Source organism: Stenotrophomonas sp. 05L414_2, assembly GCF_056397905.1.
Map to the genome: position 1 here is coordinate 1 of NZ_JBFTOJ010000017.1, position 26,321 is coordinate 26,321.

The following is a 26,321-nucleotide window of genomic DNA, read 5'->3' on the forward strand; positions in this document are numbered from 1 at the left end:
GGGGGGTGATGTTGTTGCTGCCGCCCAGGGTCAACGCGGCACCGAGGTTGACCGCGTTGCCCAGGGTCAGCGCAGAGCTGCCGTCCAACGTCGCGGCACCGTTGATGCTGAGCGCGCCGGTGCCCAGTGCACCGCTGTTGCCCAGCAGCAGACCGCCAGCATTGAGCGCGACGCCGCCGGTGAAGGTGTTTGCGCCGGTCAACGTCTGTACACCACTTCCGCTCTTTACCAGGCCTCCGCCGACGCCACTGATCACTCCAGCGAAGGTCTGGTCGGTCGCACTACCAAAGGTGAGCGTATTGCCGCCCAATGCCACGGTGGAACCTGCCACGCCGGACAGTGCACCGATGGTCTGGTTACCACCCAGGGAAAGATCCAGCGCCGCCCCAGCCCCCGACAGGCTGACCGCGCCGGTCGCGGCCAGGCTGCCACCACTGCCCAGCGCCACCGTGCCGGCAGCAACGTTCAAACCACCGGTGAAGGTATTGGCGCCGTTGAGCGTCAGTGTCGAAGCCCCGCTCTTTATCAGGCCGCCACCACCGGAAATCGCACCGCCCAGTGTCAGCGCGTTGCCACCCAGCACGTTCAACGAACCTGCCGCGCCGATGATCACGTCATTGCCCAGGGTCAGGGCTGAAGAGGTATCCAGCGTCGCAGCGTTGTTGATGTCCAGCAGGCCGGTACCGAGCGCACTGCTGTTGCCCAGCAGCAGGCCGCCACCGTTGACGACGAGGCCGCCACTGAACGTGTTGGTGCCGTTCAAGGTAAGCAGCGATGCGCCGTTCTTGCCAATGTTGCCGACGCCGGAGATCACCCCGTTCAACACCACGGGCTGGCCGCCCTGCAGCGCGAGCGAGCCGCCGGCGCCGAGCGTGATGTCGTTGGCCAGGGTGAGCGCTGCGGTGGTGCCATCCAGCGTGACCTCGCCGCCCACGCTCAGCACACCCGTTCCCAATGCACCGTTGTTGCCGAGCAGCAGGCCGCCGCCATTCAGGGCAAAACCACCGGTCAAGCTGTTGCTGCCGGACAGTGTCTGCACTCCGGTACCGACCTTGACCAGGCCACCGGTAGTGCCAGTGAAGTTGCCGGCGAAGGAGGTATTGCCGAGACCGCCTAGAGTAAGTGTGCGAGTGCCCAGGCTGACCGTTCCACCAAGCCCGGACAGCGAGCCGACGGTCTGGTTGGCTGCGGCAGTGAGGTCCAGCGACGTGCCCGCCGTGAGCGAGATCGCAGCGGTCGGTGACAGGCTACCGCCTGCACCGAGCGCCAACGCGCCGCCCGCGATCGAGACATTGCCGGTAAGCGTGTTTGCACCGCCCAAGGTGAGCGTGCCGGCGCCGTTCTTCACCAGGTTGCCGGCACCAGACAGCGCACCGTTCAACGTCAACGCATTGGTGCCGACCAGATTCAGACTGCCACCACCGTTGACGACGATGTTGTTGGCGAGATTGAAGGCCCCGCTGGTATCCAGCGACGCGGCACCACCTACCGTCAGGTTGCCGCTGCCCAGCGCACCTGCGTTGCCCAGCAGCAAGCCGCCAGCATTGAGGTTGACGCCACCACCGAACAGGTTCGCGCCGCCCAGCGTGACCACACCGGTGTTGGTCACGGTCAGGCCGCCAGCACCGGACAGCACACCACTCAAGCTGAAGGGGTTGGTGCCGCCCAACGTCAGTCTGCCAGTGTTGAGCGCAAAGGAATTTGCAAGCGTGAGCCCGCCCGCCGATGCCGCGATGGCGCCGCCGTTGACGTTGAAGGTACCGGTACCGAATGACGCCGCGTTGTTGAAGTTGACCAAGCCATCGTTGATCGTGGCRCYGGTTCCGKTCCAGGCACCTTGCAGAYTCCAGGTACCACTGTTGACGGTCAGGTTCTCGAATCCGGTGTAGCCGGACCAGTTGATCGTGGTCACCGCACCGCCAGTGCCACTGCCCGGGCCGGTTGCGCTGTTCTGCAGGAGCAGGCGGTCGCCGGTACCGGTACCGCCATCGACGATGCCCGCCGCTGCGAGGTTCACGCCTGCAGCACCGAATACGCCGGCAATACCGGTCGCCAGCGGCCCCAGCGCCACGCTGGAGCCGGACACTGCAGTGAAGCTGTTGCCGGTCGTGGTGGAGTTGCCCAGATGCACGCTGCCAGTGATGGTGCCGGCGTTGATCACGGTGTTGCCAGCAGCTGAGCTACCCAACCCGATGCGCCCGGTGATGGTGCTGGTATTGACGAGGTTCGCCCGGGCACCGCCGTAGGTGACGATCGCCGCAGCATCGGCGGTGGTCAGCAGGCCCGCTCCGAGAATGGACATGCCCACGGTGCCGTTGTTGGTGATGTTGGTTACCCCGCCAGCAGCGTTCTCGGTGATCAGCGCCTGCCCGCCCAGGCCCAGAATCGAGCCGATGTTGACCAGGCCCTTGATGCTGCCGCCCGCCTGGTTGGTGACGTTGATCGTGTTGCCACCGGCGGTGTTGTTGCCCAGCACCATGCCAGAGGCAGCCAGACTGATACCTCCGTTGAGAGTGGGATCAATCGAGCCTGCGTTGTTCACAGTGATCCCGTTGCCGGTCAGCGTCACTGCGTTGCCGCCGACGATGAGCGGCACGCTCAGCACCGCGCCGGTGGCGATGTTCAGGGTCACGCCATTGGCGGTACTGGAAAGATTGTTCTGGTCCGTCGCGCCATCGCAGGTAATCACCGCACCGGCCGTGGTGCATGCCGCAAACGCCGACCCACTGGCCAAAGTAGCGGCCAATGCCAGCGCCAGCCGATGCGCCTTCAAGCCCGGCAGGTGTCGTCCTGCCGATTTACCGCCTCCCGTCGGATTCTGGGTGATTTCCGAGGCCACCTGCATCACACCCAGGGCACGGTTGAAAACCAGACGGTAAATGCGGTTCATCGGTAAATCTCCATGAAATGACCGGTGGCACAGCAGGCAGGTTTTTTGGAGGTGATGTCGTCCTGCCCTGCTCCACCCGGGAACAAGACCTGCGGTATCAACCTTGAAAAACAGTCACACTTTCACGTGCAAGCGCTGCAGGAACTGCGCGCGCCTGCCTGTCCGTCAGCGCGAAAACTCCCCGGTTTCGCTTGACGAATGGGCGCACTGTGCGGCCGTCAACGCCAGCACCACGTGAATCCGGCACGTTATTTTCATGATGGCCGTCAAATAATCACGACAGTCGTCACGACTTTGCCGAAAATGCATATTCTCTTGTTTCCGCAGAACGGGAATATCCATATTCCCGCCGCATTCGTAACCGGCCTCAGCTGCTGGAGAGTTTCATCAGAACCAGGCCGGCGACGATCAGTACCGCCGCGCCAATCCGCATCGGGCTGACCTGCTCGCCCAGGAACACGATGCCGACCACGAAAGCACCGACCGCGCCGATACCGGTCCAGATCGTATAGGCGGTGCCCAGCGGCAGGCTGCGCATGGCGACGGCCAGCAGCCAGAAGCTGGCGATCATGCCGACGATGGTGATGACGGTGGGGGTGAGTTTGGTGAAGCCTTCAGACTGCTTCATCGACACGGCCCAGACGATTTCCAGCAGGCCGGCAAACAACAGATAGATCCAGGCCATGACAGCCCTCCTTTGGTAGGGCCAGGCCGTCCTGGTCATTGAATCCCGATGTGGGGGAGGTCGTTCCTCCTGGGACCGGATTCTAGCAACGGCGGCAGCCACCGGCCGACGCTGGGCGCACAGGGTTACATCGGATTCAGTGCATGAAGCTGGCATCAACGCACCTGCCTGCGCTAGAATGCGCGTCTGCCATCGGTAAGCCGATGTGCAGTCCGGCTGTGGTCTCCGGCGCACAACGCGCTGCTTCCCCTGATCCGTGAATCGGCCGCCTCCGGGCGGCCAACGTCTCTATGGTGGCCCCGTCGGCCCCTCGCGACGCTAGGTCGAAAACTCCGCCAGGGCCGGAAGGCAGCAACGGTATCGATCGACGCGGGCGCCGAGGTCAGCCGGCGGGGCCACCGCCTTTTCGGCGAAGCCCCGCTCCGGTAGATGCCAACCTTGGTTGGCGCCCTTCGCCGGGCATGTCCCGGCGCTACCGCTCCTCAGGCGTACCCTGATGGAACACCATCCGCCAGCCCGTTGAATGCTGACGCCACAGCGAGCTGCGCAGCACCCACCGCTGCGGTTGGTCATCGACGTGATAGCGACTGCGGTAACGCACCTGGGCCAGGCCCTTTGCCAGCATCCACACGGCGTACTGGTCCGACTCGATCACCACCTGCGCACGCTCCAGCGGGATCTCTTCCAGCGCGGCTTCACGGCCGTAGCACTGGCCGGAGCTGCCGATCTCATTGAAATCCTCATCCAGCAATGCCGCCAGACGCTCATGGTCTGCGCGCACCTGCGGGCAATGCAGTGCGCGTTCCAACCCCTCCAGTTCGGCGGCCAGCGCCGGTGAAGCGGCGGCGCCAGCGCTGCTCACGGCGGATCCTGCGCCAGCACGTGCGGGGCGGTCGGCGCGGCCAGCACAACACACTGGCCCGGCTGTGCCACCCGGTGCCCGCGCGCGGCCAGGGCCTGGCCATCGGCCACGCTGGCGTAGTGGTACAGCATCATCCGTGCCTGCAGCTCGGCGCTGTACTCGCGCTCCAGGTCATCTACCCCGGTATGCGAAGGATTGCCGTGCAACCCGCAGTCGTGGGCGATCAGTTCGTTGTCACTGGCATAGCGCGCCAGCATTTCCGGAATCGGCCTGGTGTCGCCGCTCCAGGTCAGCGCGCCCTGCAGGCGCAGGCCATAGGCCGTCTCCGGCCAGTGGTGCCGCACGGGGAACACCTCCAGCCGCACCCCCTCGTGCCAGAACGCATCGCCCACCACGATCAGCTGGAAGGCATCCCAGAAGTTGGCGCCGCCCTCGGCCAGCACGTTCGGGTAATCGCCGATGCGCTTGTGCAGCAGCGGCACCACCGTGGCCGGCACGTACAGGCGCACCTTGCCACGCCGCTGCGCGCTGAAGAAGGTATCCACGAACAGCCGTTCGAAACCGGCCACATGGTCCAGGTGTACATGGGTGACGAACAGCGCCTGCGGCATATGCCCGTAATGGGCCTTGAAGGCAGTCAGGCCTTCGCCGCCGCAGTCGATGGTCAGCCAGGGCCGACCATCGCGCTCGATCACCGACATCGGCGAACCCAGCTCGACCGCCGACGCATTGCCGACGCCGAGGAAACGCAACGACCAGTCCATCAGGTGCCCCGGTTCCAGGCCATGTCATAGGCGCGGCGCAGGCGCGCGTAGTCTTTTTCCACGTCTTCCACGCTGCGCTCACCGCGCAGCTTGATCAGCGAGCGCAGCAGGCGCTTGAGATTGCGCTCGCGCCAGGCCGTGGCCGGGATGCGGATCACCCCGCGATCGAAGTCGATCAGCCAGCCATGGCCGTTGCCATCGAACAGGATGTTGTGCGCATTGAGATCGGCATGGTCCAGCCCGGCACGGTGGAAGCGCGCGATCATCCGCCCGGTTTCCTCCCACGGCGCCCCGCGCCCGGCCACCAGTGCGCGGTCGGCCAGCGAGCGCACCCCTTCGATCCGTTCCATCAGGATCGCGGCGCGGTAGCGCAGGCCTTCACGCATGTAGAAGGCGGCAATCGGCCTGGGCACCGGCAGCTTCTTCTCGCGCAGCGCGCGCATCAGCCGGAATTCGGCAAAGCTGCGGGTCCGGTCCGCCCCCCGCCAGATGTACTGGTCGTGGCTGATCCGGGCCGCGAGCCCACCGCGCAGGTAGTGCCGCAGTACGCTGGCGCCGAACGGCGCATCCACGAACCAGGCGCTGCCACGGCCGCCCTCACCCACCGGCCGGGCCTTGCCGGCCCAGTGCTGTGGCGAGAACAGACCGATGTCGGCTTGCCGCAGCCGCTCGCGGTCGAACAGAATGGCCCCGATGCCGCGACCCTCGCGGCATGGCGTCAGCGCTTCATTGGCGTCGAATGCGACCATTCCTTTGAGTCTAACAACACATGGCATCAGCGTCCTCCTCCTTGTGTCTTCTGCGCCTGTCCGCTCTTGGCGATGTGACCCACGTAGTGCCGCTGGTGCGCACCCTGCAGGCCGCGCGCCCGGACACGCCGATCCACTGGATCATCGACAAGGTCGGGCAGAAGCTGCTCGATGGCCTGCCGGGCGTCACCTTCCACGCCTACGACAAGAAGACCGGCATGGCCGGAGTGAAGGAGCTGCGCAAGCAGTTGCCGCCCGGGCGTTTCGAGGCCCTGCTGCAGATGCAGGTGGCGTTCCGCGCCAACGTGCTGTCCGCCTTCATTCCTGCCGAGCGCCGCATCGGGTACGACCGCAGCCGCTCCAAGGATCTGCACGGCCTCTTCATCAACGAACGCATCCCTGATCGCCCGGGCATCCATGTGCTCGATGCCATCGGCAGCTTCTGCGAGCCGCTGGGCCTGCGCCAGACCGATGTCAGCTGGGACCTGGCCGTGCCGCAGGCAGCCTATGACTGGGCCGCCGCGCAGTGGCAGGACGATGGCCGGCCGGTGCTGATGATCTCGCCCTGCTCCAGCCACGTGCGCCGCAACTGGTACGCCGACCGCTATGCCGAGGTCGCCAACCATGCCGTCACGCGCGGTTGGCGGATCGTGCTGTGCGGCGGCCGCAGCGAACTGGAGCGCAGCATGGCCGACGCCATCCAGGCCCAGCTGGATGTTCCGGCACTGGACCTGGTCGGCAAGGACACGCTCAAGCAGTTGCCGGCCCTGCTGGCCCGCGCCAATCTGGTGATGACCCCGGACTCTGGCCCGATGCACATTGCCAACGCAATGGGTACCAAGGTGCTGGGCCTGCATGCGGCCAGCAACCCGAACCGCAGCGGCCCGTATTCGGACCGCCGCTACTGCGCGGACCGCTACGACGACGCGGCGCGCAAGTATCTGGGCAAGCAGGCAGCCGACCTCAAGTGGGGCACCAAGATCGAATTCGACGATGTGATGGAACTGATCACCGTCGAGGACGGCATTGCCGCGTTCGAGCGTTACGTCGCCGACCATCTGGGATGAGTGGCACGCCGGGCAGCTGAGCGCTGTCTACTGGGTGCGGACCTTGGTCCGCACCGTCCCGCAACCCGGGAGATCCATCCACGCATGGCGTGGATCTACTGCGTCGGGCCGCCCGGGATTACGCGCGCTGCGTGTAATCCTGGTAGGACTTCTCTTCCACGTACGCCGAACCCAGCGCTAGGTTGATCGCCTTCTTGATGCGTGCGCGTTCGTCGTTGCGCAGGTACACGCTGCGCGCCAGGTCGATGAACCCCTGATCGAATGCGTGCGCCTTGTCCTTCAGGCGGATGTCGTCCTCGATCTCCCACAGCTGCTCGTTGACCGCCTTCAGCTCGGCGCGCAGCTTGGCGATGTCCTTCACTGCCGCCGGGTGCGCCATCCACGTGGTTTCCAGCGCGGACAGCTCCTTGCGTACGTTGGCCAGCTTGCCTTCGTCACTGATGCGCTCGGACTTGATCTGCAGGATCGAGATCTTGTCCAGCAGCTCGCCGAATGAAACGGGGACGAGGATTTCAGCGGTCATCGTGGCGGCTCCAGCAGGTGATGACGTACATGGTAACCCGCCGCACGCGAACAGCATCCACGCATGGCGTGGATCTACTGAAGCATCCGCAGGAAGGCCGGCAAAGGGAGGGGCCCGAACGTTGCAGTGCAACGTTTGGGGCGACGCGCGATGCGTCGTCGCATCCCCGCGCCAGATTAAAAAAGAAGGGCTGCCTTTCGGCAGCCCTTCTTTTTTAATCTGGCGGAGAGGGGGGGATTCGAACCCCCGAGGCGCTATAAACGCCTGCCTGATTTCGAGTCAGGTACATTCAACCGCTCTGCCACCTCTCCAGATGTTCCCCGGCGAACCGGGGACGCGCATCATACGAGGAAGCGCGGCTGACGACAAGTCATTGCGCCCAATGAAGTGAAATTTTCCTGACTGCATGGCTTGCCGGATGTCCGCTTGGCCGTGATGATGCCGTTCTCCCCGGCATTACCCCCTCGCCCAGCACCCACCATGATCGAATTCGGACATCTCACCCACCCCGGCCTGCGCCGCGAGCTCAACGAGGACACCTATTACGGTGACGGCGAGCTGGCCCTGTGGCTGGTAGCCGACGGCATGGGCGGGCACGCCTGCGGCGAGGTGGCCAGCGCACTGGCGCGCGAGACCATCGTGCGTGAGATCCGCCGTGGCGCGCCGTTGGCGCAGGCGATCCGCACCGCCGACGAAGAGATCATCCGCGCCTCGCGCCGGCGCAACGACAGCCTGCCGATGGGCACCACCGTGGTCGCTGCACGGGTACAGGGCAACCGTTACGAAGTGGCCTGGGTCGGCGACAGCCGCGCCTATCTGTGGCGCGATGGCCAACTTGCCCAGCTCAGCCAGGACCACAGCGTGGTGCAGGAACTGGTCGCGCAGGGCAACCTGACCGCCGAGCAGGCGCGCGCCCATCCCCACCGGAACGTGGTCACCCAGGCACTGGGCGTCACCGACCCGGCACACCTGAACGTGGCGACCACCAGCGGCGAGCTGCGCCCGGGCATGCAGTTGCTGCTGTGCAGTGATGGCCTGACCGAGGAAGTGGATGACCGCGGCATTGCCCGCACCCTCGCCTTCGACGACGCCAGCGCGCAGGAATGCGTGGACAGCCTGGTCGCCTCCGCCCTCGACGGCGGCGGCTCGGACAACATCACCGTGATCCTGGTGCGCTGCCACTGATCCACGCCATCCACGCATGGCGTGGATCTACAGTAGAGCCACGCCATGCGTGGATGCATTTCACACGCATCACCACGCCATGCGTGGCTGCATCTCGCACGCCACCGCTGCGCCTACGCGCTCGCGGCCTCTTCCACCTTCGGGCCGTCCCACAACGCGTGGCCGGCCTTCTTGCGCAGCCGTTCCAGACGCGCCGCATGCGCTTCCTGCTCCGACGGCGTGGCCACCACGCGCGGCCGCGGCAGCAGCTTGGACGCATCGAACGCCTGCAACGCCGCAGCGCCACCGGCATCGTCATCGCCCAGCCCGAAGCCGATCTCCTCTTGGCCCGAGGTCAACGCGATGTACACATCACCCAGGATCTGCGCATCCAGCAGACCGCCATGCAGGGCGCGGTGCGAGTTGTCCACGCCCAGCCGCTTGCACAGGGCGTCGAGCGAGTTGCGCTGGCCCGGGAAGCGCTCGCGCGCCAGCGCCAGGGTATCGATCACCGTGCAGCGGTCGGTGATCTTCCCGTACTGCTCTCCCAACAGGGAAAGCTCATTGTCGAGAAAGCCCAGGTCGAACGCGGCGTTGTGGATGATCAGCTCGGCGCCATCGATGAAGGCCAGGAACTCCTCCACGACCTGCGCGAACTCCGGCTTCTCGGCGAGAAATTCCAGGGTCAGGCCGGTCACTTCCTGCGCACCCTGTTCGAATTCGCAGTCCGGCTTCAGGTACTGGTGATAGGTATTGCCGGTCGGGCGGCGCTTGAACAACTCGACGCAGCCGATTTCGACGACGCGGTTGCCCTTCTTCCACTCCAGGCCGGTGGTTTCGGTATCAAGGATGATCTGACGCATGGGCTCAGTTTACCGGGCTGCCGTCGCGGACCTGGATCGCGGCGTTGCGGGCCAGGGTATCCACACGTTCATTGTCCGGGTCGCCGGAATGGCCTTTCACCCAGCGCCAGTCGATCTGGTGCCGCAGCGTGGCGGCCTGCAGGCGCTCCCACAGTTCACGGTTCTTCACCGGGTCACCGCCGGCGGTCTTCCAGTTCTTGCGGATCCAGCCCGGCAGCCACTGGGTCAGGCCCTGCCGTACGTACTGCGAATCGGTATAGAGGACGATCTCACAGGGCTCGGTCAACGACTCCAGCCCGGAAATGGCCGCCATCAGCTCCATCCGATTGTTGGTGGTATGCGCTTCACCACCGCTCAGTTCGCGCTCGTGCCCCTTGTAGCGCAACAGCGCCGCCCAGCCACCGGGGCCGGGATTGCCGAGGCAGGAACCGTCGGTGTGGATTTCGATGGTTTTCAATACAACTCCAGATCAGGTAGCAACGGTGCCGTGCCAGCGCACGGGCAACGGGGTCGGCCCGGGCAGGGCCAGCGTGCGTTTTTCAGCGTGGAACAGGCAGGCCGCGCGCAGGGGCGCCCAGCCGCCGCGACGGCGGCTGCCGGCACCCTGCCACATCGGCCCCAGGTAACGCATGTCCTCGCATTCCAGCCCATGGCGCTCAAGCAGCTGGCGGATCCGCTGCGGCGTGCGCACCACCAGCCCGTGCTGGCGCCAGCGCGTGCGGAACGGGCTGAACGGGTTGAGGCTGGTCAGCCACAGATGGCCGCCGGGCATCAGCACGCGCTCGCACTCGTCCAGCAGATGGTCGGCATCGCCGACGGTCACATGCTGCAGCACGATGGCGTTGACGCTCTCGTTGGGCAGCGGCAACGGCAGGGCACAGCGGGTATCGCCGGCGTAACCACTGCCCTGGCGATGCAGGCGCAGGCCCCGACCGCCCAGCTGCGCATCCGCCAGCCAGGCGGCGCTGGGGGCGATCCACAACCAGGGCCGGGTCGGCAGCAGCGACAGCTGCGGCAGCAGCAGCTGCCGTTCGAGCACGCGCAGGGCCTCCGCCGGTTCACTGTCGAACCACGGGGCCTGGCTCGCTTGACGGGTGCTCTGCAGCGCGGGCATGGTCCAATTCTATGCGACTGACTGCCCTGCCCGCATTTGCGGACAATTACATCTGGATGCTGATCGCCGACGACGGTGCTGCCGTGGTCGTCGATCCCGGCGACGCTGCGCCGGTACTGGCGCTGGCTGCCCAAGGCGTGCGCGTGGACACCATCCTGCTCACCCATCACCACGACGATCACATCGGCGGGGTACCGGCGCTGCAGGCGCGTTTCCCTGGGGTGCGCGTGGTCGCACCGGTCGACGAGCGCATCCCGATGGCCACCGAGCGGGTCGGTGAAGGTGAACGTGTTCAGGCAATGGGCCGGATGTTCCACGTACTATCCGTCCCCGGGCACACCCGCAGCCACATCGCGTTTCACACCGCTGAACAGCTTTTCAGCGGAGATTCGTTGTTCAGCCTGGGCTGTGGACGCCTGTTCGAAGGTACGCCGTCCCAGCTGCTGGCATCGATGCGCAAGCTGGGTGCCCTGCCCGCGCAACTGCTGCTGTGTTGCGCTCACGAGTACACCGTGTCAAATGCCGTCTTCGCGCGGCATGTCGACCCCGCCAACGCTGCCTTGTTGCAGCGCCAAGAGGAGGCTTTGGCCATGCGCCGCGATGACCGTTCCACCCTGCCAGTATCCCTGGCCGATGAAATTGCCTGCAATCCGTTCCTGYGTACCCACACGGCGCCCATCCGCGCGGCCGTGTCGGCGCACCTGGGGCGCGAAGTCGTGGACGACGTCGACGTCATGGCCGGTCTCCGGCACTGGAAAGACGGCTTCCGCGCATGAGTCGCCGAAGTCTGCCGCTGGCCCTGGGTCTCGTCCTGGGGTTGGCCGGAACTGCCGGCGCACAATCGCTGGGCGCCGGCATCAGCCAGAACCTGACCGCCGCCTCGGCCCTGCCGCTGGATCCGTCAACGCTGCCGGCCGCATCGGTACGTAACGGCCAGGAGATCTTCTCCAGCTTCCGCGACGGCCTTGCAGAACCTACCTGTGACGCCGAAGCCACCAGCCCGCGCTGGCAGAAGCAGTTCGCCCATGCGCCTTCGCGGTTGGCCAACCAGGATGACGACGCGCTGGTGCTGTTCGGCTATGTGGTCGAAGAGCTGCGCAAAGCCAACCTGCCCACCGAATTCGCGCTGATTCCTTTCGTCGAAAGTGGCTACCGGCCCAATGCCCGCAACGGCAGCGGCCCGACCGGCCTGTGGCAGTTCATCGCCACCACGGCACGCAACCATCGCGTACCGATGAGCAACAACTACGACGRCCGACTGTCGGCAGTGGAGTCCACCCAGGCCGCCGTGCGCTACCTGAAGACCCTGCATGGCATGTTCGGCGGTGACTGGCGCCTGGCCACGATGGCCTACAACGCCGGTGAATACCGCGTGCTGCAGTCCATGCGCAAGGCCGGCATGAATGCGCAGAACGCCAAGCCGGCCGGCCTGCCCGGGCTGTCGCCGGTCACCCATGCCTACGTCGAGAAGCTGCATGCCCTGGCCTGCGTGCTGGAAGACGTGGAAGACCAGCCTGGCGTGATGGCCTCGCTGGACCGCACCGTGCCGGTGCTGAAGGACCACACCCTGCCGGCGGGCACCAGCGTCCAGCAGTGGGCCGCCCAGCGCGCGCTGGACCCGGCGAAGATCGCCCGCCTGAATCCGGCACTGGCCGCCGGCAACCGCCCGTCGGGCACGGCCCGCGTACTGGCCCCGGTTTCGGCGTCCAACGCGGACGTTGCCGACATCGCCAGCACGGCCGTTGCCACCGCAGTGGCCAGCACCGCCAGCGCCGCGCCGAGCCCGCAGGTGGCCAAGGTGGTCGCCTCGGCTGCCGATCGCCCGCGCAACCGTCGCCACACCGTTCGCAATGGCGAATCGGCATGGACCATCGCCCGCCGCTACGGCATGCCGGTGAAGGCGCTGTTGTCGCTGAACGGCTTGAGCGGCAGCAGCGTGCTGAAGCCAGGCGCGGTACTGCGCGTCGAAGACTGAGGTCGGTGCGGCGCTGACGCGCGGTTTCCGGCCAACGGCGAAGCCCCTCGCGGGTGGCGGCAGCAGCATTCATGAGTTGGGACGAGCGAGGTGGACCCACGGGGGACGCCGTGAACCCATCCTTGGGGGCTTGGCCGCGGCATCCATGCCGCGGACACCCCCGCGCGCCCACCCCGCCCGTCCCCTGATGGTTTCCGGTGGCACCACCCACGGATTGAAGGATGAAGAGCAGGAGCAGGTCGCTTCGCTTCTGGTAGCGGCCGACCTTGGTCGGCACTCATCGCGCAGGTCACGGATCGATCAGGGTTGCGACAACAAAAAAGGCCCGGCAATGCCGGGCCTTTTCGTTCCTGCTCGCCGGAGGGCTTACAGGTTCGCTTCGGTGGTCTGGATCAAGAACTTCTTGCGCATCGCCTCGATGTAGGCCTTGGCCGCGGCCATGCCGTCGATCTGGCTCAGCTGGTCCTTCAGCTGCTTCTGCTGTTCGGCGGTCACTTCCTTGATGTCGCCCGGGTTGACCTTGTTCACCGCGAAGACCAGCGCATGGCCGTTGACGTCGACCTTGCCGTAGCTCGGCTTGCCTTCGGCAGGCAGCGGCGCACTGAAGATCGCACGGTTGATCTCCGGGGTCGGCACCGGCTGGCTGCGCGGCAGGCCCGGCATCGGGCTCAGCTGCAGCTTCTCGCTGGCAGCCAGCGACTGCAGGGTCGCGCCTGCCTTCAGCTTGGCCAGCAGGGCATCGGCGGCCTTGTCACCGGCCTGGCGCTGACGGTCGGCACGGATCGCGGCGATCACCTGCTCACGCGCCTTGTCCAGCGGCAGCGCCTGCTCCGGGGTATGCGCGGCAACGCGGATCACCACGCTGTGGTTGCTGCTGCCGCCCAGGGCGATCGGATCGCTGGCGGTACCGTCCTGCACCAGGACGTCGGAGAAGGCGGCACGCAGCACGGCCGGATCAGCGGCAATACCGGTGGCGGTCGTGCGCGTGATCGGGCCCAGCGTCTGCATCGACAGGCCGACCGCCTTGGCGGCCGCGRACAGGTCGCTCGGGCTCTTGTTGATGGCATCGACCAGGCGGCCCGCCAGATCGTTGAAGCCGCGCTCGCCGTCGGCCTTCAACTGCTCGGCAGCCAAGGTGTCGCGCACTTCTTCGAAGGACTTGCCCTGGCCGCCACGAACCGCTGCGACCCTGATGATGTGGTAACCGAAGTCGGTCTTGACCGGGCCGATCACCTCACCCGCCTTGGCACCAAACAGTGCATCTTCGAACGGCTTGACCATCGCGCCCCGCTCCACCCAGCCCAGGTCACCGCCCTGCGCCTTGGAGCCGGGATCTTCCGAGTTCGCCTTGGCCAGCGCGGCAAAGTCGGCACCTGCCGCCTTTGCTTCGACAGCCAGCTTGGCGGCCTTGGCTTCAGCACCGTCGCCGGTGATCAGGATGTGCGCCGCCTGGCGCTGTTCCGGCGTGGTGAACTTGGCCTTCTCGTCTTCATAGCGCTTGCGCAGGGTCGCTTCGTCGGCCGCAGTCGGCGCCGGCAGGTTGGCACCATTGAGCTCGACATATTCCAGCGACACCGATTCGGCCTGGCGGAAATCCTTGCCATGGCTGTCGTACCACTGCTTGATCTGCGCGTCGGTCACCGGCGCGGTATCCACCGGAACTTCCGGCAGCGCGGCCAGTTCCACATCGCGGGTCTCGCCCAGCAGCTTCAACAGACGCTCGGTCTCGGCCTGGGTGACAAAGCCGGAATTCTGCAGGCCCGACGGGATCACCGACTGCTGCAGGCTCTCACGCACCAGTTCCTGGAACTGGGTCGGCGTGCGCGGCGGATTGCCACCGGCCAGGGCCAGACGGTAATTGCTTTCGCTGAACTTGCCATCGGCGCCCAGGAAGCCCGGAATGGTGGTGATGTATTCGCGCACAGCGCCGTCGCCAATCACGACACCGGCCTGCTCACCGACCAGGCGCACGACCTGCTCGTCGATCAACTGGTCGAGCACGGCCAGCTTGTTCTCGGTGCTTTCGAACGCGCGCGGGTCGAAGTTCTCGCCCTGCTGCTGGCGTTCGCGCATGCGTTCCTGCTCGAAACGGGTGCGGAAGTCCTGTGCACTGATCTCATGGTGCTGCCACATCATGCGCACCGGCCACCAGGACGGTGCCGAGCGCCACCAGGTCGGCGGTGCCGAAACCTTGGCGACGTTCTGTGCGCCGACGCCACCGAGGTAGCTGTTGTCGATCACGAACAGGAACGGAATCATCAGCAGCCCCAGGATCACGGTGACGATCCAGCCTGAGGTCTTGTCGCGGAGTTTCTGCAGCATGGTGAGGAATCACAAGGCTTGATTGGCGAGCCCGGCAGTGTAACCCGCTTCGCGGCGTGGACCAAAAGCAGTGGCAGCAGGGCCTGGCGCCATCCCGCCCAGGCGATCTACAGGTTCGCGCGCATCGAATGATGGAAACGGCGCAAAGAAAAAGCCCCCGACTTGCGTCGAGGGCTCTTAGAGTTGGCGGAGCGGACGGGRCTCGAACCCGCGACCTCCGGCGTGACAGGCCAGCATTCTAACCAGCTGAACTACCGCTCCACATTTCAAACTTACCGCGGTGCTGTGGTGGGTGCTGAGGGTTTYGAACCCCCGACCCTCTCCGTGTAAAGGAGACGCTCTACCGCTGAGCTAAGCACCCCAGCGAGCCGCTTAGTTTACAGCATCCTTCAGGGCCTTACCAGCCTTGAACGACGGATTCTTCGAAGCAGCGATCTTGATGGTGTCGCCGGTCTTCGGGTTGCGGCCGGTGCGGGCAGCACGGTCGCGGACCTGGAAGGTACCGAAGCCAACCAGGGTGACCGCATCGCCGTCCTTCAGCGCCTTGGTGACGGCAGCAACGACGGCATCGACAGCGCGGCTGGACTCGGCCTTGGTCAGGTCGGCAGCTTCAGCAACGGCATCGATCAATTCGGTCTTGTTCATTCTTTACAACTCCTTTGGCGGTGGGTTCCGCGTATTCGACAGGGAAGCAACCGCACGACGTCTGCATGCGGTTGCCATGTGGAAACGGTTCGCCGAATTCAGTGAGCGCTGACTGCGATCACTCATTCGCGAGTGCTGCTTTTATACCAGCGGCCCTACCCCCACGCAAGCTGGAAAGCCAGCAACGACGCGGGTTTCAAGCATTTCGACAGGACGCATCAATGCTTGACGCGCGCGTTTCCACTCGGTTTGGCCTTGCTGCGCACCGTGACGCGCTGCGCACTCTTGCGCGTCTTCTTCGGTGCCAGCGGACGTTCCAGGGCCAGATCGAGCACTTCCTCGATGTACTTCACCGGCACGATCTCCAGGTCGCGGGTGACGTTGGCCGGAATGTCGGCAAGATCCTTGCGGTTCTCATCGGGGATGATCACCGTGCGGATTCCGCCGCGCAGGGCCGCCAGCAGCTTCTCCTTGAGGCCGCCGATCGCGGTGACGCGACCACGCAGGGTGATTTCGCCGGTCATCGCCACATCGGCGCGCACGGCGACCTTGGTCAGCATCGACACCAGCGAGGTCACCATTGCCGCACCGGCACTGGGGCCATCCTTCGGCGTCGCACCATCGGGTACATGCAGGTGCACGTCGTGCTTCTGCAGGAAGTCCGCATCGATGCCGAAGCGCTCGGCACGCGAACGCACCACCGACAACGCCGCCGACGCTGATTCCTTCATCACGTTGCCGAGCTGGCCGGTCAGGATCAGCTGGCCCTTGCCCGGTACCAGCGTCGATTCGATCTGCAGCAGATCGCCACCGACTTCGGTCCAGGCCAGGCCCGTGACCAGGCCGATCTCGTTCTCTTCTTCGGCACGGCCGAAGTCGAAGCGACGCACGCCCAGGTACTTGTCCAGGTTCTTGCTCGACACGCTCACCAGCGCCTTGGACTTGCGCGCGCCCTTCTTCGCCTTCGCCACCGGCTGCGGCCCACCCAGCGCGATTTCCTTCACCACCTTGCGGCAGATCTTGGCGATCTCGCGTTCCAGGTTGCGCACGCCGGATTCGCGCGTGTAGTAGCGCACGATGTCCTGGATGGCATCGCTGCCGATCTCCAGCTCTTCCGGCTTCAGGCCGTTGGCCTTGATCTGCTTGGGCGACAGGTAACGGGTGGCGATGTTGAGCTTCTCATCCTCGGTGTAACCGGGGATGCGGATCACTTCCATGCGGTCCAGCAGCGGGCCGGGGATGTTGAGCGAGTTGGAGGTCGCCACGAACATCACTTCGGACAGGTCCAGGTCCACTTCCAGGTAGTGGTCGTTGAACGCGTTGTTCTGCTCGGGATCGAGCACTTCCAGCAGCGCCGAGGACGGATCGCCACGGAAGTCCATCGACATCTTGTCGATCTCGTCCAGCACGAACAGCGGGTTCTTGCTGCCGACCTTGTTGAGGTTCTGCACGATGCGGCCCGGCATCGAACCGACATAGGTACGACGGTGGCCACGGATCTCGGCTTCATCGCGCACGCCGCCGAGCGACATGCGCACGAACTTGCGGTTGGTGGCCTTGGCGATGGACTGGCCCAGCGAGGTCTTGCCCACGCCCGGCGGCCCGACCAGGCACAGGATCGGACCCTTCATCTGCTTCACCCGCGACTGCACCGCCAGGTATTCAAGGATGCGTTCCTTGACCTTCTCCAGGCCGTAGTGATCGGCATCGAGGGTGTCCTGCGCGGCCTTCAGGTCCTTGCGCACCTTGCTGCGCTTCTTCCACGGCACGCCCAGCAGCCATTCCAGGTAGTTGCGCACGACCGCTGCTTCGGCAGACATCGGCGACATCTGCTTGAGCTTGTTGAGCTCGTTGCGCGCCTTGGCTTCCACCGGCTTGGGCATGCCCGCTTCGGCGATCTTGCGCGCCAGCTCTTCCAGTTCGCCCGGCGCATCGTCCAGGTCACCCAGTTCCTTCTGGATGGCCTTCATCTGTTCGTTGAGGTAGTACTCGCGCTGGCTCTTTTCCATCTGCGACTTCACGCGGCCGCGGATGCGCTTTTCCATCTGCTGCACGTCGATCTCGCCGTCGACCAGGCCGACCAGCATCTCCAGGCGTTCGCCCACCGCCAGCGTTTCCAGCAGGCGCTGCTTGTCCGACAAYCGCACGCTGATATGGGCGGCGATGGTATCGGCCAGGCGTGTCGGCTCATCGATGCCGGCCAGGGTCTGCAGCAGTTCCGGCGGCAGCTTGCGGTTGGTCTTGACGTACTGCTCGAACAGCGACATCAGCGAGCGGGCGATGGCCTCGATTTCGCGCGGCTCGCGTGCATCGGCGGCCTCGATTTCCACGGCCTGGCCGTGCAGCGATCCATCGCGTTCGCTGACGCTGGTCACCTGCACGCGCGACAGGCCTTCGACCAGCACCTTGATGGTGCCGTCAGGCAGCTTCAGCAGCTGCAGGACCTGCGCCAGGGTGCCGACCTGGTAGAGGTCGGCGGCCTGCGGGTCATCGGTCTCGGCCGACTTCTGCGCCAGCAGCAGGATGCGCTTGTCTGCTTCCATCGCCTGTTCCAGCGCGTGCATGGACTTGTCGCGGCCGACGAACAGCGGGATGACCATGTGCGGGAATACCACTACGTCGCGCAGCGGCAGGACCGGCAGGTCGAGGGTCTCACTTGGGGAACGGGCCATGGGGGCTCCAGGGAAGGGGAAAACCGTCTCCGGGAGGGCATCTTCCGGAGACAAAAAAAGCCGATGGCCCCGTTATGGGGCCATCGGCTTTCAGATGCAAGACGTTCCGAGAAAATTCTTTCTATTCAACAAGTTGAAAGAATCATTCGGCGCCGGCGGCCTTCTGTTCAGGGACCGGCGGGGTCTGGTAGATCAGGTAGGGCTCGGACTTGTGCTCGATCACCGATTCATCCACGACAACCTTGCTGACGTTTTCCTGCGACGGCAGGTCGTACATGGTGTCCAGCAGGACCGATTCGACGATGGTGCGCAGGCCACGGGCACCGGTCTTGCGCTTGAGCGCCTTCTTGGCGATGGCCGACAAGGCGTCCGGACGGAACTCCAGCTCGACGTTCTCCATCTCGAACAGCTTCTTGAACTGCTTGGTGATGGCGTTCTTCGGCTCGGTCAGGATGCGGATCAGGGCCGGCTCGTCCAGCTCTTCCAGGGTCGCGACCACCGGCAGGCGGCCCACGAACTCGGGAATCAGGCCGAACTTGATCAGGTCTTCCGGCTCGACTTCAGCCAGCACCTTGCCCACTTCCTGCTTGCGCTCGCTGCTCTTCACCTTGGCGCCGAAACCAATGCCGCCGGCGTCGTTGGAGCGCTGCTGGATCACCTTGTCCAGGCCGGCAAACGCACCGCCGCAGATGAACAGGATGTTCTTGGTGTCCACCTGCAGGAATTCCTGCTGCGGATGCTTGCGCCCACCCTGCGGCGGAACGCTGGCCACGGTGCCTTCGATCAGCTTCAACAGGGCCTGCTGCACGCCTTCGCCGGACACATCGCGGGTGATCGACGGGTTCTCGCTCTTGCGCGAGATCTTGTCGATYTCATCGATGTAGACRATGCCCWGCTGKGCCTTCTCKACGTCGTARTCGCACTTCTGCAGCAGCTTCTGGATGATGTTCTCCACGTCCTCGCCCACGTAACCGGCTTCGGTCAGCGTGGTGGCGTCGGCCATGGTGAACGGCACGTTGAGCAGGCGGGCCAGGGTCTCGGCCAGCAGGGTCTTGCCCGAACCGGTCGGACCGACCAGCAGGATGTTCGACTTCGCCAGCTCGACTTCGTCGTTCTTCTGGCGGCTCTCGATGCGCTTGTAGTGGTTGTACACGGCCACGGCCAGGGTCCGCTTGGCGCGGTTCTGTCCGATCACGTACTGGTCGAGCACCTCGAGGATCTCGCGCGGCTTGGGCAGCGAACTGCGCGCCGACTGCGCCTTTTCCTCAAGCTCCTCTCGGATGATGTCGTTGCACAGCTCCACGCACTCATCGCAGATGAACACGCTCGGACCGGCAATCAGCTTGCGCACTTCATGCTGGCTCTTGCCGCAGAAAGAGCAGTAGAGGATCTTGCCGGTGTCCGTGGAACGACCTTGGCGGTCTTCGCTCATGCTTCGCTTACCCAGTTACCCCACCCGCTGAACGGGGGTTCGATTCGAGAATAACACAGGGCCGGAGGGACATCAGTCCACCCGACCCTGCAGGAACGGGGCCTGCCATGGCCCCGTGAGTGCCGGTCAGCCGGCCTGGATCGACTCTTCCGGACGACGCTCCAGGACCTGGTCGACCAGGCCGTAGGCGACCGCATCGACCGCGCTCTTGAAGTTGTCGCGCTCGGTATCGCGCGCGATGGTCTCCAGCGACTGGCCGGTGTGCTTGGCCAGCACTTCGTTCAGGCGCGCACGCAGGGTCAGGATCTCGCGTGCGTGGATGTCGATGTCGGTGGCCTGGCCCTGGAAGCCACCCAGCGGCTGGTGGATCATCACCCGCGAGTTCGGCAGCGCATAGCGCTTGCCCGCCGCACCGGACGCCAGCAGCAGCGCGCCCATCGAGGCGGCCTGGCCAACGCAGATGGTGCTCACGTCCGGCTTGATGTACTGCATGGTGTCGTAGATCGCCATGCCGGCGGTGACCACGCCACCCGGCGAGTTGATGTAGATGCTGATGTCCTTTTCCGGGTTTTCCGCTTCCAGGAACAGCAGCTGCGCCACCACCACGTTGGCCATGTGATCGTCGATCGGGCCAACCAGGAAGATCAGGCGCTCCTTSARCAGGCGCGARWAGATGTCGTAGGCRCGCTCRCCGCGGCTGGTCTGCTCGACCACCATGGGAACCATGTTCAGGGCTTTGGTTCGGTTGTCCATTTCGTGAGGTACCTATCTTGGGGGGAAACACCCCCGCGCCAGGGCTGGCGCGGGGTATCCGGCAATCCGCCAGGGATTACTGGCGGATCGCGTCCTGGAACGACAGCTTTTCTTCAGTGTGCTGGGCGCGCTCGGCGATCCAGTCGATCACCTGCTCTTCCATCACGCGGTTCTGCAGGCCAGACATCAGCTGGGGGTCGTTGCGGTACATCTCAATGACCTGTTCCGGCTCTTCGTAGGTCGAGGCGATCAGACGCATCGTTTCATTCAGACGCTTCGGCTCCAGGCGCAGGTCGTTGCTGCGGGCCACTTCGCCGACCACCAGGCCGACCAGCACGCGCTTGGCAGCAGCGTCCTTGAAGCCTTCGTGGGCGTCGGCCGGGATCTCGCCCGGGTTGCGGCCACTGCGGCGGATCTGCTCGACCTGCTGGGCCAGCATGGCACGGGCTTCGTTCTCGACCAGGCGCGGCGGCATTTCCACCGACGAATAGGCGGCGATCAGCTGCTCACCGACTTCACGACGCAGGCGGTTCATCAGTGCGCCCTTCAGCTCACGCTCGAGGTTGGCGCGGATGTCGCTGCGGAACTGCTCGACGTCGCCACCCTTGACGCCGAAGCTCTTGATGAAGGCTTCATCGACGGCCGGCACGACCGGCTCGGACACGTCGCTGACCTTCACGGTGACCTGCACGGTCTTGCCCGCCAGCGCCGGCACGCGCCAGTCAGCCGGGAACTCGACGTCCAGGGTCTTCTCTTCGTCCTTGGCCATGCCGACCAGGCCCTGCTCGATGGTCTCGAACATCATGCCCTGGCCGAGCACGATGCTGCCCTTCTCGGTGCCTTCGGCCGGCAGGCGCTCGTCACCGGCCTGCGACCAGGTTTCCAGTGCGACCAGGTCGCCGTCCTGCGCGGCACGGGTGACCGGCGACCAGCTGCGACGCTGCGTCTGCAGGTTCTCGATCATCTGGTCGATGTCGGCATCGGTGATTTCGGCGGTGTGGCGCACCACGGTCAGCTTGCTGACGTCGATGTCACCGAAGTCCGGCACCACTTCGACGGTGGCCACGAAGGAGAACTCACCCTCGTCACCCTTGTCGATGCGCGGGCTGCCGACGATGCGCAGGTCGTGCTCACGCACGGCGGCGTCGAAGGTTTCGCGCAGAAGGCCGTCCAGCGCCTCGCCACGGACCTGCGCGCCGAAGCGCTGCTCGATCACCTTGGCCGGCACTTTGCCCGGACGGAAACCCTTGATGCGGGTGGTGCGGGCGATTTCGCCCAAGCGGCCGTTGATGTGGCTCTGCAGACGGTCTTCCGGCAGCGAGAAGCTCAGGCGGCGTTCCAGGTTGCCGATGGTTTCGATCGAAGCTTGCATGTTGACTCCTGCCACCGGTGGCGCCCTGGCCCCCGGCTCGATGATGGATGAAACGGTTGTAAGGACGCGACGTCGATGACGCGCCTGCTTGCCGCAGCCCTTTAGTTTCGCCCAATTCGGGCGGCGCCGCCAGCACGGCCGGGCGCAGGGGTTGACGCGGAATGCCCGACTGGGCGGGGGACGGGCCGGCCTGGTGCGAAAGGGGGGACTCGAACCCCCACGCCTTGCGGCACTGGAACCTAAATCCAGGGCGTCTACCAATTCCGCCACTTTCGCGTGGCCGGCTCAGGTGTTCATTGTTGCAGGCGAGGGCGAAAAGCGGAAGGCTTCCACAAAACTGAACAGGGAAATTGCCCTTTGGAGCCGGCCTGGGCGCATCCCGCCCCAGGCCGATCCGGGTCAGCGGGCGGCCGGCGCGGGCTCGGTTGTTTCGCCCGCAGGGACGCCGGCCGCATCGTCACTGGGCGTTTCCAGCGTGGCGCCATCGGCGGAGCGCGTCATTTCAACCGCGCCAGCAGGCAGCGCCTCCCCTGTCGCCCCGGTCGACTGCGCGGCGTCGCGCCCCTCCACCGACTGTGCAGCGACGTGGTCGACATCCGCAGATCGCTCCACCGTCCGCGCGTAGTCCGGCGCAGCGGCGGTGGCCGCCTCGTCCGCCCTGCAGCCCGACAGGGCGACAACCACCACGGCGGCCAGCATCACGCCCGCGCTCTTGTTGAACGTCATCGAAGCACTCCTCATGCATGCGCCTTCGGCGCGGAACGCCTATTGGGAGCGATGCCGGCAGCAACCGGTGAGAAGCAGCTCACAGCATTGAACATGCTGATGACGCATGGGACGCTGATTTCAGCCACGCTTCAGTAGATCCACGCCATGCGTGGATGAACCCCTCAATGCCTGCGATATCCACCCATGACGGGGATCTGCCGACGCTGCCGCAGGAAAGAAAAAAGCCACTTGGCGGACCAAGTGGCTTTCGTCTGGTGGGCTGTCAAGGATTCGAACCTTGGGGACGCGGCTGCGCATTCGCGCTGCCGCCCCACGCGCTGCTGCGCACCGCGCGGGCCCCTCTCACCAACACCCACATCCCCCCGGCTTCGCCGCGCCCCCTTGACTCAAGGGGGCTATCCTCCAGCCGGCTCCACGCCAGCGGAGACTAAAGAAAAAAGCCACTTGGCGGACCAAGTGGCTTTCGTCTGGTGGGCTGTCAAGGATTCGAACCTTGGACCTATTGATTAAGAGTCAACTGCTCTACCAACTGAGCTAACAGCCCGAAATCGGGGGGCGAATTATGACCCGATCCGCGAGGGCGTTGCAAGCACTTTCTTCAACGTCGTTGAAACAAGCACTGCAACCAGCGATCCATCGCGAAGGGTTACATCTTGAAGAAAAAAGCCACCGGGCGGACCCGATGGCTTCTGTCTTGGTGGGCTGTCAAGGATTCGAACCTTGGACCTATTGATTAAGAGTCAACTGCTCTACCAACTGAGCTAACAGCCCTTGAAACTCAGGCGCACATTATAGCCGGCGACCTGTTTATTGCAATACCGTTTCGGCGATGCCGATGCGGTTGAATCAGTGGGGTGGCTGAGGGGATTCGAACCCCCGACCACCGGAATCACAATCYGGTACTCTAACCAACTGAGCTACAGCCACCACTGAAACTTTCGCTTCACCGCCAATGCTGCCGACGCTGACGCTTGATACGTTGCCCGAGGACTGTCACCGAAGTTCAGGTCCGCCGAAGCGAGTCCGACATTCTGGTGGAGTCTGCATGCTTTTGCAAGCACTTCTTCACATCCGCCAGCTACGTTCCGGTGTCGCGCCAATGGCGCGCCCGACAGGAATCGAACCTGTAACCGCCGGCTTAGAAGGCCGGTGCTCTATCCAGTTGAGCTACGGGCGCCCGAACCGGAACGGCGTCCAATCCGACGTGACGTGGGATTGGTCGGGGTAGAGGGATTCGAACCCCCGACATCCTGCTCCCAAAGCAGGCGCGCTACCAGACTGCGCTATACCCCGGTGTTGCAATCCCCTCGGGCATGGACCCGGGGAGCTGGCCATTGTGGCCAAGCGCCCTGCGAACTGTCAACGCGCAATCCCAGCCCTGCCCCGCCATGACCACGGCTTGCGCAGTCATCGGCTATGCTCGCAGCCAGCGGCCGGATGGCCCAATCGCCCCCTTTTCGCACGGAGACCTCGCATGCGCAGCGGCAACCCGGCTCTTTCCGAGTCGACCTTCCTCGATCTGGCCAGTGGCTCGGTGGTGACCAGCCCCGACCAGACCATGACCCTCAATGGCACCGTCAACAAGACCGGCTTCCTGCTGCTGCTGACCGTGCTGACCGCGGCCTTCGCCTGGAACCAGACCGTGGACGACTACGGCCAGGTGATGGCCGGCGCCAAGCTGTACGCCATGGGCGGGGCGATCGGTGGCCTGGTGTTGGCCCTGATCACCGTGTTCAAGAAGGAATGGTCACCGGTCACCGCACCGCTCTACGCGCTGGTGGAAGGCCTGTTCCTGGGTGCCATCTCGGCCGTGTTCAACATGAAGTTCCCGGGCATCGTGTTCCAGGCCGTGCTGCTGACCTTCGGCACCCTGTTCGCACTGCTGTTCGCCTACCGTAGCGGCCTGATCAAGGCCACCGAGAACTTCAAGCTCGGCGTGGTGGCTGCCACCGGCGGCATCGCCCTGCTGTACCTGGCCTCGTTCGTGCTGGGCTTCTTCAACATCAACGTGCCGGTGATCCATGACGCCAGCTGGCTGGGCATCGCCTTCAGCCTGTTCGTGGTGGTCGTGGCCGCGCTGAACCTGGTGCTGGATTTCGACTTCATCGAAACCGGCGTGGCCCAGCGCGCGCCGAAGTACATGGAATGGTATGGCGCATTCGGCCTGATGGTGACCCTGGTCTGGCTGTATGTGGAGTTCCTGCGCCTGCTGTCGAAGATCCAGCAGCGCTGATCCAGTCCATGCCGTAAACGACAAGGCCGCGGTCCGTCGGGATCGCGGCCTTTTTTTGTAGCGTCGAGCACGCTCGACTCCCGCGGAAACACGCCCCATGGCAGACACCCTCCCTCGCCGCTTCCACAGCTATCGCCCGGCCGATGGCCATCGCCTGCCACATGATCCGTTCAACGCCATCATCGGCCCGCGTCCCATCGGCTGGATCTCCAGTCGTGATGCCGACAGCAATGTGAACCTGGCGCCCTACAGCTTCTTCAACGCGTTCAACTACACGCCGCCGATCATTGGTTTCAGCAGCCAGGGCCGCAAGGACTCGCTGCGCAACATCGAAGCCACCGGCGAGTTCGTCTGGAACCTCGCCACATTCGATCTGGCCCAGGCAATGAACGAAAGCTGCCGCGCAGTCGCGCCCGACGTGGACGAGTTCGTATTGGCCGGGCTGACGGCACTGGCCTCGGAGTTGGTTGCACCGCCGCGCGTTGCGCAGAGCCCAGTGAGCATGGAGTGCCGCTGCACGCAGATCGTGCGTCTGCGTGATGCGGCCGGCAATGACACCAATGGCTGGCTGGTACTGGGAGAAGTGGTCGCCGTGCATATCGATACGCGGTTGCTCGTCGACGGCATCTACGACACCGCAGCGAGCGACACCATCCTGCGCGGTGGCGGACCGGCCGACTACTTCCGGATCACCGCCGATCAACGCTTCCGCATGCTGCGGCCCGCCTGAGCCCTCATCCCGCCACCCCACGGGACAGCAGCAACGGCAGCGACGAGGCCAGCATGGCCACACCGGAAGCGGTCAGCAGGCCGAGGACGATCTGCCGGAAACGCGCCTCACTGATACCGATATACAGCTTCGCCCCCAGCAGCGTGGGTACCAGCATCGCCGGCGCGACAATGGCGAAGTACGGCAGCATCTGCCGGGTGACCATGCCGGTACCGACATAGGTGGCCATGGTCACCGCCAGCATCGCCAGGTTGAAGCTCTGGATGACCGCGCGCTGCTCGTCCTTGCCGAAGCCCCGCAGCGTGCTCCACAGGGTCGGTATCGGCCCGGCGAAGCCACCGATGCCACTGAGCACACCACCGGCCATGCCGGCCAGCGCGTCGCCGAACCGGCCGCCAACGGTGACCGGTGGCAACGAACGCGCCATCAGCATCACCGGGCACCACAGCGCCAGGAAACCTCCCAGCAGCGCCTTGAACCAGGCCATGTCCAGCTGCGGCAGCACCAGCACGCCAAGCGGAATGCCCGCCAACCCACCGAGCACGAACGGCAGCAGCAGGCGCAGGTTGAAGCCACGGCGCACGGTGAATACCGCCAGCAACTGGCCGACCAGCGCGCCGAACACCGACAGCGTCGCCGCAAGCCGGGGATCCAGCCCCCACGCCCAGAACGACATCGCGACCATGCCGAACGCGAATCCCGACAGGCCCTGCACGAACCCCGCGACGATCGCGCCCAGCGCGACCAGCAGATACACCGGCTCCATCCCCACTCCTC

The 26,321-nt window shown here is 65.0% G+C and carries 23 protein-coding genes, 9 tRNA genes and 1 other RNA gene; 7 read left to right on the forward strand and 26 right to left on the reverse strand.

The window, feature by feature from the left end:
- Positions 1-2,890 (reverse strand): autotransporter-associated beta strand repeat-containing protein (locus tag AC1DJN_RS04025; RefSeq protein WP_478038901.1); only part of this gene is annotated, 2,890 nt, incomplete at its 3' end.
- Between the two features lie 367 nt (positions 2,891-3,257).
- Complete coding sequence (locus AC1DJN_RS04030) at positions 3,258-3,575, reverse strand: DMT family transporter (RefSeq protein WP_032977375.1); 318 nt, start codon at positions 3,573-3,575, stop codon at positions 3,258-3,260.
- A 299-nt stretch (positions 3,576-3,874) separates the two neighbouring features.
- On the opposite strand from AC1DJN_RS04030, the gene ffs reads away from it, so the two are divergent.
- An RNA gene (ffs, locus tag AC1DJN_RS04035) (signal recognition particle sRNA small type) lies at positions 3,875-3,971 on the forward strand.
- Positions 3,972-4,047: 76 nt separating this feature from the next.
- Here the strand turns inward: ffs and AC1DJN_RS04040 are convergent.
- The 3 genes from AC1DJN_RS04040 to AC1DJN_RS04050 are packed head-to-tail and all read right to left on the reverse strand — an operon-like array spanning position 4,048 to position 5,950.
- A complete protein-coding gene (locus AC1DJN_RS04040; RefSeq protein WP_442251305.1) occupies positions 4,048-4,437 on the reverse strand; it encodes a nuclear transport factor 2 family protein in 390 nt (129 codons plus the stop codon).
- Positions 4,434-5,201, reverse strand: a complete 768-nt coding sequence (locus tag AC1DJN_RS04045) for an MBL fold metallo-hydrolase (protein WP_025878163.1) — start codon at positions 5,199-5,201, stop codon at positions 4,434-4,436. Before AC1DJN_RS04045 ends, AC1DJN_RS04040 begins: the two co-directional genes overlap by 4 nt.
- The gene (locus tag AC1DJN_RS04050; RefSeq protein ID WP_025878162.1) at positions 5,201-5,950 is read right to left on the reverse strand and encodes a 3-deoxy-D-manno-octulosonic acid kinase; all 750 of its coding nucleotides are present in this window, start codon (positions 5,948-5,950) and stop codon (positions 5,201-5,203) included. Before AC1DJN_RS04050 ends, AC1DJN_RS04045 begins: the two co-directional genes overlap by 1 nt.
- Positions 5,951-5,970: 20 nt before the next feature.
- Here AC1DJN_RS04050 and AC1DJN_RS04055 point away from each other — a divergent pair, with 20 nt between their 5' ends.
- Entirely contained in the window at positions 5,971-7,017 is a 1,047-nt protein-coding gene (locus AC1DJN_RS04055) for a glycosyltransferase family 9 protein (protein ID WP_088101167.1), read from the forward strand.
- A gap of 118 nt (positions 7,018-7,135) precedes the next feature.
- Here AC1DJN_RS04055 and AC1DJN_RS04060 read toward each other — a convergent pair whose 3' ends face one another.
- Both AC1DJN_RS04060 and AC1DJN_RS04065 read right to left on the reverse strand, forming a co-directional pair.
- Complete coding sequence (locus AC1DJN_RS04060; RefSeq protein ID WP_282279665.1) at positions 7,136-7,540, reverse strand: DUF6165 family protein; 405 nt, start codon at positions 7,538-7,540, stop codon at positions 7,136-7,138.
- Positions 7,541-7,760: 220 nt separating this feature from the next.
- Positions 7,761-7,851, reverse strand: a tRNA-Ser gene (locus AC1DJN_RS04065).
- A gap of 169 nt (positions 7,852-8,020) precedes the next feature.
- On the opposite strand from AC1DJN_RS04065, the gene AC1DJN_RS04070 reads away from it, so the two are divergent.
- Positions 8,021-8,725 carry a PP2C family protein-serine/threonine phosphatase gene (locus AC1DJN_RS04070; protein WP_025878157.1) on the forward strand — a complete coding sequence of 235 codons (705 nt, stop codon included), beginning with the start codon at positions 8,021-8,023 and terminating at the stop codon, positions 8,723-8,725.
- A 113-nt stretch (positions 8,726-8,838) separates the two neighbouring features.
- Here AC1DJN_RS04070 and dnaQ read toward each other — a convergent pair whose 3' ends face one another.
- Genes dnaQ through AC1DJN_RS04085 form a run of 3 tightly spaced genes read right to left on the reverse strand, consistent with a single transcriptional unit; the run spans position 8,839 to position 10,681 of the window.
- Positions 8,839-9,567 (reverse strand): DNA polymerase III subunit epsilon, encoded by a 729-nt coding sequence (gene dnaQ, locus AC1DJN_RS04075; RefSeq protein WP_442252182.1) that lies wholly within the window; start codon positions 9,565-9,567, stop codon positions 8,839-8,841.
- A 4-nt stretch (positions 9,568-9,571) separates the two neighbouring features.
- Positions 9,572-10,024 carry a ribonuclease HI gene (gene rnhA / locus AC1DJN_RS04080; RefSeq protein WP_442252183.1) on the reverse strand — a complete coding sequence of 151 codons (453 nt, stop codon included), beginning with the start codon at positions 10,022-10,024 and terminating at the stop codon, positions 9,572-9,574.
- A gap of 12 nt (positions 10,025-10,036) precedes the next feature.
- Positions 10,037-10,681: a class I SAM-dependent methyltransferase gene (locus AC1DJN_RS04085; protein ID WP_025878154.1), complete on the reverse strand. Its 645-nt coding sequence runs from the start codon at positions 10,679-10,681 to the stop codon at positions 10,037-10,039.
- Between the two features lie 11 nt (positions 10,682-10,692).
- Between AC1DJN_RS04085 and gloB the strand changes: the two genes are divergently transcribed.
- Positions 10,693-11,457, forward strand: coding sequence for a hydroxyacylglutathione hydrolase (gene gloB / locus AC1DJN_RS04090; RefSeq protein ID WP_478038902.1), 765 nt, complete (start codon positions 10,693-10,695; stop codon positions 11,455-11,457).
- The gene (locus AC1DJN_RS04095; protein WP_478038903.1) at positions 11,454-12,656 is read left to right on the forward strand and encodes a lytic transglycosylase domain-containing protein; all 1,203 of its coding nucleotides are present in this window, start codon (positions 11,454-11,456) and stop codon (positions 12,654-12,656) included. Before gloB ends, AC1DJN_RS04095 begins: the two co-directional genes overlap by 4 nt.
- Before the next feature lie 366 nt (positions 12,657-13,022).
- Here the strand turns inward: AC1DJN_RS04095 and AC1DJN_RS04100 are convergent, their stop codons facing one another.
- The 15 genes from AC1DJN_RS04100 to AC1DJN_RS04170 all read right to left on the reverse strand — a co-directional run bounded on the left by AC1DJN_RS04100 (position 13,023) and on the right by AC1DJN_RS04170 (position 23,874).
- Complete coding sequence (locus tag AC1DJN_RS04100; RefSeq protein WP_478038904.1) at positions 13,023-14,978, reverse strand: peptidyl-prolyl cis-trans isomerase; 1,956 nt, start codon at positions 14,976-14,978, stop codon at positions 13,023-13,025.
- A 184-nt stretch (positions 14,979-15,162) separates the two neighbouring features.
- Positions 15,163-15,239 (reverse strand) — tRNA-Asp (locus AC1DJN_RS04105).
- Positions 15,240-15,264: 25 nt separating this feature from the next.
- A tRNA-Val gene (locus AC1DJN_RS04110) sits at positions 15,265-15,339 on the reverse strand.
- Between the two features lie 11 nt (positions 15,340-15,350).
- Entirely contained in the window at positions 15,351-15,623 is a 273-nt protein-coding gene (locus AC1DJN_RS04115) for an HU family DNA-binding protein (RefSeq protein ID WP_004146343.1), read from the reverse strand.
- A gap of 218 nt (positions 15,624-15,841) precedes the next feature.
- Positions 15,842-18,295 carry an endopeptidase La gene (gene lon, locus AC1DJN_RS04120; protein ID WP_025878144.1) on the reverse strand — a complete coding sequence of 818 codons (2,454 nt, stop codon included), beginning with the start codon at positions 18,293-18,295 and terminating at the stop codon, positions 15,842-15,844.
- A 142-nt stretch (positions 18,296-18,437) separates the two neighbouring features.
- A complete protein-coding gene (clpX, locus tag AC1DJN_RS04125) occupies positions 18,438-19,727 on the reverse strand; it encodes an ATP-dependent Clp protease ATP-binding subunit ClpX (protein ID WP_478038905.1) in 1,290 nt (429 codons plus the stop codon).
- Between the two features lie 126 nt (positions 19,728-19,853).
- A complete protein-coding gene (gene clpP / locus AC1DJN_RS04130; protein ID WP_478038906.1) occupies positions 19,854-20,480 on the reverse strand; it encodes an ATP-dependent Clp endopeptidase proteolytic subunit ClpP in 627 nt (208 codons plus the stop codon).
- Positions 20,481-20,556: 76 nt separating this feature from the next.
- Positions 20,557-21,852 (reverse strand): trigger factor, encoded by a 1,296-nt coding sequence (gene tig, locus AC1DJN_RS04135; RefSeq protein WP_025878140.1) that lies wholly within the window; start codon positions 21,850-21,852, stop codon positions 20,557-20,559.
- 191 nt (positions 21,853-22,043) lie between these two features.
- Positions 22,044-22,128, reverse strand: a tRNA-Leu gene (locus tag AC1DJN_RS04140).
- Positions 22,129-22,251: 123 nt separating this feature from the next.
- A complete protein-coding gene (locus AC1DJN_RS04145) occupies positions 22,252-22,578 on the reverse strand; it encodes a hypothetical protein (RefSeq protein ID WP_442252188.1) in 327 nt (108 codons plus the stop codon).
- 471 nt (positions 22,579-23,049) lie between these two features.
- A tRNA-Lys gene (locus AC1DJN_RS04150) sits at positions 23,050-23,125 on the reverse strand.
- Positions 23,126-23,276: 151 nt separating this feature from the next.
- A tRNA-Lys gene (locus AC1DJN_RS04155) sits at positions 23,277-23,352 on the reverse strand.
- Positions 23,353-23,431: 79 nt separating this feature from the next.
- Positions 23,432-23,508 (reverse strand) — tRNA-His (locus AC1DJN_RS04160).
- A 173-nt stretch (positions 23,509-23,681) separates the two neighbouring features.
- Positions 23,682-23,758, reverse strand: a tRNA-Arg gene (locus AC1DJN_RS04165).
- A 39-nt stretch (positions 23,759-23,797) separates the two neighbouring features.
- A tRNA-Pro gene (locus AC1DJN_RS04170) sits at positions 23,798-23,874 on the reverse strand.
- 181 nt (positions 23,875-24,055) lie between these two features.
- On the opposite strand from AC1DJN_RS04170, the gene AC1DJN_RS04175 reads away from it, so the two are divergent.
- Together AC1DJN_RS04175 and AC1DJN_RS04180 are read left to right on the forward strand one after the other, a co-directional pair.
- Positions 24,056-24,814, forward strand: a complete 759-nt coding sequence (locus AC1DJN_RS04175) for a Bax inhibitor-1/YccA family protein (protein ID WP_032977389.1) — start codon at positions 24,056-24,058, stop codon at positions 24,812-24,814.
- Between the two features lie 97 nt (positions 24,815-24,911).
- Positions 24,912-25,544: a flavin reductase family protein gene (locus AC1DJN_RS04180; RefSeq protein WP_442252190.1), complete on the forward strand. Its 633-nt coding sequence runs from the start codon at positions 24,912-24,914 to the stop codon at positions 25,542-25,544.
- 4 nt (positions 25,545-25,548) lie between these two features.
- Here AC1DJN_RS04180 and AC1DJN_RS04185 read toward each other — a convergent pair whose 3' ends face one another.
- Complete coding sequence (locus tag AC1DJN_RS04185) at positions 25,549-26,310, reverse strand: sulfite exporter TauE/SafE family protein (RefSeq protein WP_442252191.1); 762 nt, start codon at positions 26,308-26,310, stop codon at positions 25,549-25,551.
- Between the last annotated feature and the right edge of the window lie 11 nt (positions 26,311-26,321).

Coding starts and splice junctions, on each gene's coding strand:
- AC1DJN_RS04045 (WP_025878163.1), bottom strand. CDS start 5,201: ATGGACTGGTCGTTGCGTTTCCTCGGCGTCGGCAATGCGTCGGCGGTC.
- tig (WP_025878140.1), bottom strand. CDS start 21,852: ATGCAAGCTTCGATCGAAACCATCGGCAACCTGGAACGCCGCCTGAGC.
- AC1DJN_RS04055 (WP_088101167.1), top strand. CDS start 5,971: ATGGCATCAGCGTCCTCCTCCTTGTGTCTTCTGCGCCTGTCCGCTCTT.
- AC1DJN_RS04030 (WP_032977375.1), bottom strand. CDS start 3,575: ATGGCCTGGATCTATCTGTTGTTTGCCGGCCTGCTGGAAATCGTCTGG.
- AC1DJN_RS04145 (WP_442252188.1), bottom strand. CDS start 22,578: ATGACGTTCAACAAGAGCGCGGGCGTGATGCTGGCCGCCGTGGTGGTT.
- dnaQ (WP_442252182.1), bottom strand. CDS start 9,567: ATGCGTCAGATCATCCTTGATACCGAAACCACCGGCCTGGAGTGGAAG.
- AC1DJN_RS04085 (WP_025878154.1), bottom strand. CDS start 10,681: ATGCCCGCGCTGCAGAGCACCCGTCAAGCGAGCCAGGCCCCGTGGTTC.
- AC1DJN_RS04175 (WP_032977389.1), top strand. CDS start 24,056: ATGCGCAGCGGCAACCCGGCTCTTTCCGAGTCGACCTTCCTCGATCTG.
- AC1DJN_RS04060 (WP_282279665.1), bottom strand. CDS start 7,540: ATGACCGCTGAAATCCTCGTCCCCGTTTCATTCGGCGAGCTGCTGGAC.
- AC1DJN_RS04070 (WP_025878157.1), top strand. CDS start 8,021: ATGATCGAATTCGGACATCTCACCCACCCCGGCCTGCGCCGCGAGCTC.
- AC1DJN_RS04050 (WP_025878162.1), bottom strand. CDS start 5,950: ATGGTCGCATTCGACGCCAATGAAGCGCTGACGCCATGCCGCGAGGGT.
- AC1DJN_RS04185 (WP_442252191.1), bottom strand. CDS start 26,310: ATGGAGCCGGTGTATCTGCTGGTCGCGCTGGGCGCGATCGTCGCGGGG.
- AC1DJN_RS04115 (WP_004146343.1), bottom strand. CDS start 15,623: ATGAACAAGACCGAATTGATCGATGCCGTTGCTGAAGCTGCCGACCTG.
- AC1DJN_RS04180 (WP_442252190.1), top strand. CDS start 24,912: ATGGCAGACACCCTCCCTCGCCGCTTCCACAGCTATCGCCCGGCCGAT.